Annotated in this window: 9 protein-coding genes; 1 reads left to right on the plus strand and 8 read right to left on the minus strand. The window is 71.0% G+C overall.

Translation table 11 applies throughout. The annotated features are described in order from the left end of the window. Positions 1-61: 61 nt before the first annotated feature. The 7 genes from ACWF94_RS26650 to ACWF94_RS26680 form a co-directional block, all read right to left on the minus strand. Complete coding sequence (locus tag ACWF94_RS26650) at positions 62-1069, minus strand: RNA polymerase sigma-70 factor (RefSeq protein ID WP_453493536.1); 1008 nt, start codon at positions 1067-1069, stop codon at positions 62-64. A gap of 36 nt (positions 1070-1105) precedes the next feature. Further along, entirely contained in the window at positions 1106-1579 is a 474-nt protein-coding gene (locus ACWF94_RS26655) for a carboxymuconolactone decarboxylase family protein (RefSeq protein ID WP_453493539.1), read from the minus strand. 147 nt (positions 1580-1726) lie between these two features. Beyond that, positions 1727-2461, minus strand: a complete 735-nt coding sequence (locus ACWF94_RS26660) for a TetR/AcrR family transcriptional regulator (protein WP_453493542.1) — start codon at positions 2459-2461, stop codon at positions 1727-1729. 149 nt (positions 2462-2610) lie between these two features. Beyond that, positions 2611-3534, minus strand: coding sequence for a serine hydrolase (locus ACWF94_RS26665; RefSeq protein WP_453493545.1), 924 nt, complete (start codon positions 3532-3534; stop codon positions 2611-2613). A gap of 93 nt (positions 3535-3627) precedes the next feature. After that, positions 3628-4413, minus strand: a complete 786-nt coding sequence (locus tag ACWF94_RS26670; protein ID WP_453493548.1) for an alpha/beta fold hydrolase — start codon at positions 4411-4413, stop codon at positions 3628-3630. Between the two features lie 143 nt (positions 4414-4556). Further along, complete coding sequence (locus ACWF94_RS26675; protein ID WP_453493551.1) at positions 4557-5201, minus strand: TetR/AcrR family transcriptional regulator; 645 nt, start codon at positions 5199-5201, stop codon at positions 4557-4559. 260 nt (positions 5202-5461) lie between these two features. Beyond that, entirely contained in the window at positions 5462-6016 is a 555-nt protein-coding gene (locus ACWF94_RS26680; RefSeq protein WP_453493553.1) for an NADPH-dependent FMN reductase, read from the minus strand. Positions 6017-6114: 98 nt separating this feature from the next. Here ACWF94_RS26680 and ACWF94_RS26685 point away from each other — a divergent pair, with 98 nt between their 5' ends. Continuing rightward, positions 6115-7296: an MFS transporter gene (locus ACWF94_RS26685; RefSeq protein WP_453493556.1), complete on the plus strand. Its 1182-nt coding sequence runs from the start codon at positions 6115-6117 to the stop codon at positions 7294-7296. A 157-nt stretch (positions 7297-7453) separates the two neighbouring features. Here ACWF94_RS26685 and ACWF94_RS26690 read toward each other — a convergent pair whose 3' ends face one another. After that, complete coding sequence (locus ACWF94_RS26690; protein WP_453493559.1) at positions 7454-7834, minus strand: RNA-binding S4 domain-containing protein; 381 nt, start codon at positions 7832-7834, stop codon at positions 7454-7456. Positions 7835-7895: the final 61 nt, after the last annotated feature.

Here is a 7895-nt window from a genome sequence, read left to right on the forward strand (position 1 = left end):
GGCCCGTCCACGTAGGTCGGCCGCAGGTGGATGAACAGGCCCACGACCACTCTCCAGGCGGCTACCCGCCGGCCCGCTTCAGGTCGCGGGCGACGGCCCAGGCGTCGGCGACCGGCCCGAGGTGGCCGAGCTTGTCGGGGTTGATCACCGAGCGGATGGTCTGGATCCGGCCGTCCAGCACGTCAAGGGCCAGGACATAGAGCACCTTGCCGTCCCGGTCCCGGAAGATCCCGCCCGGCTGGCCGTTGACCTCACGCGGCTCGACCGTCACATCGATCAGCGCCAGCCGGGGGAGGAAGGCGGCAAACAGCTGGGCAGCCTTCTCGGCACCGATGACGGGCCTGGCCAACTGCGGGGCCTTGCCGCCGCCGTCCCCGATCACCTGCACATCGGCGGCCAGCAGTTGCCGCAGCGCGCCCACGTCACCGTCCTTCAGCGCGTCGAAGAACCGCGCCGCCAGCTCCTGCCGCTGCTGACGGTCCGCCTCGAACCGTGGCCGTCCGGCCTTCATGTGCCGCCGCGCCCGTACGAGCAGTTGCCGGCATGCCGCCTCCGACCGCCCCACCGCCGTGGCGATCTCGTCGAACCCGAAGGCGAACACCTCCCTCAGGACGAACACCGAACGTTCCAGCGGGCTGAGCCGCTCCAGGAGCAGCAGCGCCGCCATCGACACCGAGTCGGCCAGTTCCGCCGAGCGGGCCGGGTCCTCGTACGGATCCCTGAGGAGCGGCTCGGGGAACCACGGGCCCACGTATGCCTCCCGCCGTACCCGCGCGGAGCGCAGTACGTCGATCGAGATCCGCGTCACCGTGGCGGACAGAAACGCCTTGGCGGACGTGGGCCGGGTCGCCGAGCCGTCGAAGCGCAGCCATGCCTCCTGCACCGCGTCCTCGGCCTCGCCCACACTGCCCAGAATCCGGTAGGCGATCGAGAACAGCAGCGGTCGCAGCTCCTCGAACTCCTCGGCCTTGAACTCATCGGCCTTGAACGCGTGGGCCTCGAACTCCTCGGCCTTGAACGCGTGGGCCTCGAACTCCTCGGCCTTGCCGGTCTCCTCCGCCTGGCTCATCCGAACCCCTCCTTGCGCCTCCCGGTGCCAGTGCCTTCAGTGAAACTGACCGGGCTTGTAGTCGCCGGCGGGCTGCCGGGTGATGATGTTCAGCCGGTTCGCCGTGTTCATGAAGGACACCAGGGTCACCAGGAGGGTGAGCTGCTCCTCGTCGTAGTGCTCGGCGGCACGCGCCCACACCTCGTCGCTGACTCCCTCGGCCGCGTCCGCGACCCGGGTCCCCTGCTCGGCCAGCTCCAACGCGGCCCGCTCTGCGTCGGTGAATACGGTGGCCTCCCGCCACGCGGCCACCAGGCTCAGCCGCACCGAGGTCTCGCCCGCGGCGGCGGCTTCCTTGGTGTGCATGTCGATACAGACGGCGCAGCCGTTGATCTGGCTCACGCGAAGCGCCACCAGTTCCTGTGTCGCCGTCGGCAGCGATGATTCCTTGAGTACCTTGCCCGCCGACATGAAGTGCTTGAAGGCTTGGCCGGCCACCGGGCTGGCGAAGTAGTTGAGTCGCGCGTCCATGGTGTGCTCCTCCGTGGTCCTCAGCAGGGGCCGCGGCGGCCGTCACCGGCCATCAGCGGCTTCACCCCCTGAGACGAGGTGGCCCGGCGCCCTGTGACATGGACGCGTGTGACCCGTGTCTCGCCGGGGCCGGCCACGGAAGGAGCCTCAGGCGCGGCCCGCGTCGGGGGCGTCCGGTGCCTCGGGCGCGTCCGTCGCCTCCGTTGCCTCAGGTGCCTCCGGGATCTCGGGGGCGATGAGATGGGCGAGGGCCGCGCAGGCCGCGCCCACGATGTCGTCCGCGCTGTTCCCGGTGTCGTAGACGCGCTGGAGCGCGAACCCGTGGAGCAGGGCCCGCAGGGCGATGGCGATCCTCTCGGCTTCGTACCGGCTGGTGCGACGCTCGGGGACGGCGGGGGCTGCTGGGACGTCGGCGGCTGCGGGGGTTGCGGGCTCGGCGGGGGAGACGATCCGGTCCGTCAGCAGCTCGGTCAGCCGTTCCAGTTCATGATTCTTCAACTGGAGCATCTGTTCGCGGACATCGGCGTCCTCGGTGGCCAGCAGTACGGTGTGCAGCTCGATCCGGTACTGCTCGACGCTCTCCCCGGATGCACTGGCCAGCCAGCCCCGGCTGTAGACGCGGAGTGTGTCCACGAGGCCGCCGTCCGTGCCGATCAGGGTGTCGATCCGGGCGAGCGCGGCGTCGAACTGATCCGCCAGGACGGCGACGAGCAGATTGCTCTTGCTGCCGAAGATCGAGTAGACGGCGCCGGTGGTGAGGTCGGCCCCACGGGCGATCGCGCTCAGTGACACACCGGTGCCCTCGTCGGCCACCAATCGGCGTGCCGAGGCGAGCAGGGCGGCACGGTTGTGCTCCCTGGACTCCGTACGGGTGTGCCGCATCGTCGTACTCCGTCTCACGACCGGTCGGTGGGCAGGGCAGGACAGGACAGCCGGGTACTGCCGGTTCGGCGACGACGTTACGGTCGCCGTACCGATAGGCAAAATCCGGCGGCGGGCAGAATCCGGCAGACTCCGGCGGGATCAGCGCCTCAGCGCTCGGCGGCCAGCTCTCGGCTTCGCAGCCACTCCACCGCACGCGCCGCCGCGAAGCCGATGAAGGCGTCTCGCGCGGGCACCTGCGACCGGATGTCGGTCGACTGGGTGAACACGCCCACCGCGTACCGCCCGCCGTCGGGGTACTCGACGACGCCCACCTCGTTGCGCACGCTCGGCAGGGTGCCGGTCTTGCCGGACACCCGGATGCCGTCGCCGGTGAACCCGGAGCGCAGCCGGTGGGGCCACACCTGGCGCCCCATCCAGTTCCGTACGTCCGCACACGCCTGCGGCGGCGCCGCCTTGTCCTGCCACACCAGGGAAAGGAGCCGGGTCATCTCCGCCGCCGTGGTCCGGCAGGTGTGCTCCGGCTTCAGCGCGCGGATTCCCATCACCTTCTCCAGGGGGAGGGCGGCGAGCGCGCGTTCGTCGTCCTCGTAGACGATGCCGAGGTCCTCGCAGATGTCGGCCAGGAGTTCCGCGCAGTTCTGAGGCACGGCGGTGTGCTGGAGACCGAGACCGGCCAGCAGCTTCGCGATCGGCTCCCTGCCGGTCCGGTCCATCACCAGGTCGGTGGCGACGTTGTCGCTGATGCCGATCATCAGCATCGCCAGGTCGTGCAGGGACAGGGTCGACTCGTGGCGGAAGGTGGCGAGTCCGTACGGCGACGGGGCCGCGCCCTCGGGCGAGACGGTGATCCGCTCGGCGAGATCCACCTCACCGGCGGCGGCCTGCCGGGCCAGTTCGACGGCCACCGGCACCTTGAACACGGAGGCGGTGACGACGGGGGCGTCACCGTCGATGCTCAGTGAGCGCCCGCTGTCGATGTCGACGGCGTGCAGCCACACCCGTACGCCGACCGCTGCCGCCGCTTCGGAGATCGTGGTGAGCACCTTGCGCTGGGTTTCCATCGTGGTCATCTCTTCGCTGTGTCGTCGGGAACGGAGTTGCCGGGGCCCTGTTACGGAGAGGTGGCGAAGGGCCGGGTTACGGAGAGGTGGCGAAGGGCCGGGTTACGGGGAGGTGGCGAAGTGCCGGGCGAGAACGTCGTTGACGAACGCCGGGTTCTCCATGTTGGCGACATGGGCGGCGTCGGGGACGACGAACAGCTTCGCCCCGGGGACGGTGTCGGCGATGTGCTGGTGGGCCGCCAGCGGGGTGAAGAGTTCGTCGTGTTCGCCGCACAGCACCACGGTCGGCACGGTGAGCCGGCTCAGCCGGTCGGTGAGATCGAGCCGGCGGAACGCGGGCAGCAGCCGTTCGGCCATGCCCGGGTCGGCGCGGAGATGCTGCTCGTACACCTCGGTGAGCAGCTCCGGCCGTTCCCTGAGCGTGACGGGGGACACCACACCGTTCAGGGCCTCCAGTCCCATGGTGTCGGTGGGGTTGTCCGCCATCGCGGCGACCTCGTCGATGAACTCCGGGCGCGCGTCACCGGCCCTGGCCAGGGTGCACATCAGGGACAGCGTGCTGACGCGGTCGGGGTGGTCCGTCGCGAACTGCATCGCGATCATGCCGCCCATGGAGAGGCCGACGATATGCGCCCGGTCCAGGACGAGCGACTCCATCAGGTCGTACAGATCCCGGCTGAACATCTCGTAGGTGTGGGGGCCGAGTGTGGTGTCGGACTTCCCGTGGCTGCGGGCGTCCCACGCCAGACAGCGGTAGCCGGCCGCGAAGTGCTCGATCTGCGGCTTCCACATGGTCGAGTCCATGCTGCCGCCGTGCAGGAAGACGACCGGCTCACCGCTGCCGGTGTCGCTGACGTGGAGGCGGATGCCGTTGGCGCCGATGAACATATGCGGGTCCTCTCTGGGAGTGCGAGTTCAATAACAATAACATCATTATCGAATGCCCCCAGATGCCGGCCCGACCGCACGCCGTGGTGCGCGAACTGCCGGTCCGGCGCGCGAGCTGTCCGGCGCGCGAGCTGCGCGAGCCGTCAGTCCGGCGCGGGCGCGTAGCAGCGGAGGAAGGCGCGGACTCCGGCGGTGACGATGTCGGTGACCCGTTCCGGAGGGAGCGGGACCGCGCCGTAGAAGGTCTGCTGGTTGACGTCGGTGATGGTCAGAAGGGTGAGGTGGGCGGCTGCCTGTTCCGCGTCGGCGATACGGAGGAGGCCCCGGTCGGCGATCGCGCGGAGGTAGGGGGCGAGGCGGAGGTGCGCCGTCTGCGGTCCCGCTTCGATCCATGCCTTGAGCACCGGAGTGGGGATCCTGGCCGCCTCGGCCTCGATCGCGCGGACCAGGGCGAAGTGGTCGGGGAAGGCGGTGACCGCCGTGACGCGATCGAGGGAGAAGTCGGTCAGATCCTGTTCCAGATCCACGATCTTGCGCAGATGACGGTCCATGATCTGCTCGATCGCGGCGGTGACGTCGTGCGCCCCTTCCAGGGCGACCGTCTGGAACAACTCCTCCTTGTGGTCGAAGTGGTTGTAGATCGTCCGCTTCGAGACGCCGGCGGCGGCGGCGATGGCGTCGACGCTGGCACGGCTGTAGCCGTCGCGCCCGAACACCTCGCGGGCGGCCTGCGTGATCGCCCGCCGCTTCTCGGGCCTGCCGTGCGACGGCGGCTCGCGACCAGTCATGGACGTCCGTACCTTTCCTCGCGGGTCGATGCGCCGGTTCTTCTCGGGGTCGGTGCCCCGGCGGAAACCGCCCCGGGCAGCTTACGCACGCGTCCCGGCCCGGGTACGTACGCGTCCTGGCCCGGGTACGTACGCGTCCTGGCCCGGCTGCGCATACGTCCCGGCCCGGCTGTGCACGCGTCCCGGCCCGGCTGCGTACACGCCCTCACCCGGCTGCGTGAGCAACCTCGCCCGCCTGCGCAAGCACCCTCACCCCCCGGCTACGCATACGTCCTCGCCCGGTGGGCCAGCGCGCCGAGCAGGGCGACGAGCAGTTCCGCGGAGTGGGCGTCGGCGAGAGCGCCGTTCGCGTCGAAGCGCGTGTCGCAGCGGAACACCGTCACCTCGGGTTTCGCCAGGACGTCCGCGCCGACGGACACGAGGATCTGGCGCAGGGCCAGTTGGGCGCGTACGGAACCGAAGGGGCCGGGGGAGGCTCCCGCGATGGCCACGGGCTTGCCGTCCAGCAGGGCGCCGGGCGCCGTACTGACCCAGTCGATGGCGTTCTTCAGGGCGGCGGGGACCGAGGCGTTGTGCTCGGGGGTGGCGATCAGCAGGGCGTCGGCGGCGGCGATACGCGATCGCAGGGCGGCGACCGGCTCGGGTGGCGTCCCGGTGTCCAGGTCCTGGCTGTACAGCGGCAGCCCGCCCAGACCGGAGTCGATGCCGATGACCATCCCGCCGGGGTTCAGCTTGCGCGCGGCGCGCAGCAGTGCGGTGTTGTGCGACCCCGAGCGCAGACTGCCCGACAGGGCAAGGACATTGAGCTGGTTCATGCCGGGTCCCCTCGTTTCCTTATCGCTTCTCTCGTTGACGTCCACTCAATGTAAACCATGTAGTGCAAATATTGCACTAGTCGGTGTACTTTGGCTGAATGGTCACTCTGACGTCCCGCAGCGGATACGCGCCCGTCCTGGTCCTCGCCCTCCTCGCCACCCCCAGCTCACTCAGCGCGAACACCGCCACCACGGTCATCCCCGAGGTGGCGCAGAGCCTGAGCGTCTCCACCGCCGACGCCACCTGGATCGGTACCGCGTTCGGCTGGGGCGCCGTCCTCGGCGCCCCCCTCACCGCAGCGCTGATCGGCGCCCGCGGCCACCGCGCCGCCATCGCGTCGAACGCGGCGCTCGTCCTGCTCGGCACCCTCCTGGCGGCCCTCGCGCCCACCCTGCCCGTCCTGCTGGCGGGCCGCGCCGCACAGGCCGCCGGCGGCGGGGGCCTGGCCACCATCGCCCTCGCCCTGGCGGGCACCGCCGCCCGGACCGGCACCGTCACCGCGGGCGTCGGGCTGGTCGGCGCGTTCGGCCCGCTGGCCGGCTCCGCCCTGTCCGAGGCCACCTGGCGCCTGCCGATGTGTCTCTCGCTGCCCGCCCTGCTCGCCATCCCCTCCGTGCTGCGCCACACCCGCGACCTCCCGGCACCCGGGCACAAGGCCCGCACCGACGGCCCGGGCATCGCCCTGGTGACAGCCGTCGTCAGCGCACTGGTCCTGCTCCCCCGCTTCCCCCAGTACGCACTCATCGCGGCGGCAGTGGCGGGCCTCCTCCTGGCCGCCCACATCCGCCGGCGCCCCGACGGCTTCGTCCCCCGGCCGGTTCTCGGCTCACGCACCTTCCGGGCGGCGGCCGTGGCCGCCTGCGCACTGTCGACGTCCTACTTCACGCTCCTCTACACAGTGCCCCGGCAACTGGAACTGCACTGGTCGGCCACCCACGTCGGCACCGCGACACTCATCGCACTCGCCGGGGGCTCAACCGCCTCGCTCCTCTTCACCAGACGGGCCGCCCGGCTCTCCCCCGCCATCACCGCCACCGTCCTCGGCACCGCCGGAACCCTGGCCGCCGCCCTGCCGCTCACCCTGTCCTGGCCGGTCGCGCACACCGCGAGCATCGCCATCGCGATATTCGCCGCCACAGCGGCCATGGCCTGGTGCACCGTACGGGCCACCCAAGCCGCACCCGCCCCCCACCGGGGGGCAACCCTCGCCCTGACCGCCCTCTCCTACCAACTCGGCGGCGCCTTCGGCCCAGCCCTGGCCACCCTCCTCGTCACCTGACACCACCGGACCCGGCCGGAGGGCGGGCGCGGGCAGTGCCTCTGTGGCAGCCGGGACCGGGCGATCGCCGAAATGACCGCCATGGGCGCGCGGGTGTCGGCGGCCGCGATCTTCCCGTACGAGAACACTCCACGGACAACGGCGGCGTACGGCGCTACTACGGCTTCGGCGGGCCCTGGAGGCGTTCCAGTTCGCGGCGGTCGCGCTTGGTCGGGCGGCCTGTGCCTCGGTCGCGGATGGCCACCGGGGCGGTGAACTCCCTGGGCGGGGGCGGGGGGCTGTTGTCCACGTATGCCTGGACGGCGACGGGGGCGCCGACCCGCTTGCGGAGGATGCCGGAGACGGTGACCAGGCGTTCGCGGCCCGCGTGGAAGAGGCGGAGCTGATCGCCGACGCGCAGGGCGTGGGCAGGTTTGACGCGCTCGCCGTTGACGCGGACGTGGCCGGCGCGGCAGGCGGAGGCGGCCTGGGAGCGGGTCTTGGTCAGCCGGACGGACCAGATCCACGCGTCGACCCGAACGGTCCCTTCGGTATCCATGCCTCCGACTCTACGACTCCGGGCCGGAGCGGTGGCCGGATTTCGGTCCGTACCCGGGACC

This window comes from Streptomyces sp. NPDC055078 (assembly GCF_053607985.1).

Bases quoted from the DNA above. Each gene is read 5' to 3' on its own strand.
- ACWF94_RS26650 (WP_453493536.1), bottom strand. From the start codon at position 1,069: ATGAGCCAGGCGGAGGAGACCGGCAAGGCCGAGGAGTTCGAGGCCCAC.
- ACWF94_RS26655 (WP_453493539.1), bottom strand. From the start codon at position 1,579: ATGGACGCGCGACTCAACTACTTCGCCAGCCCGGTGGCCGGCCAAGCC.
- ACWF94_RS26660 (WP_453493542.1), bottom strand. From the start codon at position 2,461: ATGCGGCACACCCGTACGGAGTCCAGGGAGCACAACCGTGCCGCCCTG.
- ACWF94_RS26665 (WP_453493545.1), bottom strand. From the start codon at position 3,534: ATGACCACGATGGAAACCCAGCGCAAGGTGCTCACCACGATCTCCGAA.
- ACWF94_RS26670 (WP_453493548.1), bottom strand. From the start codon at position 4,413: ATGTTCATCGGCGCCAACGGCATCCGCCTCCACGTCAGCGACACCGGC.
- ACWF94_RS26675 (WP_453493551.1), bottom strand. From the start codon at position 5,201: ATGACTGGTCGCGAGCCGCCGTCGCACGGCAGGCCCGAGAAGCGGCGG.
- ACWF94_RS26680 (WP_453493553.1), bottom strand. From the start codon at position 6,016: ATGAACCAGCTCAATGTCCTTGCCCTGTCGGGCAGTCTGCGCTCGGGG.
- ACWF94_RS26685 (WP_453493556.1), top strand. From the start codon at position 6,115: ATGGTCACTCTGACGTCCCGCAGCGGATACGCGCCCGTCCTGGTCCTC.
- ACWF94_RS26690 (WP_453493559.1), bottom strand. From the start codon at position 7,834: ATGGATACCGAAGGGACCGTTCGGGTCGACGCGTGGATCTGGTCCGTC.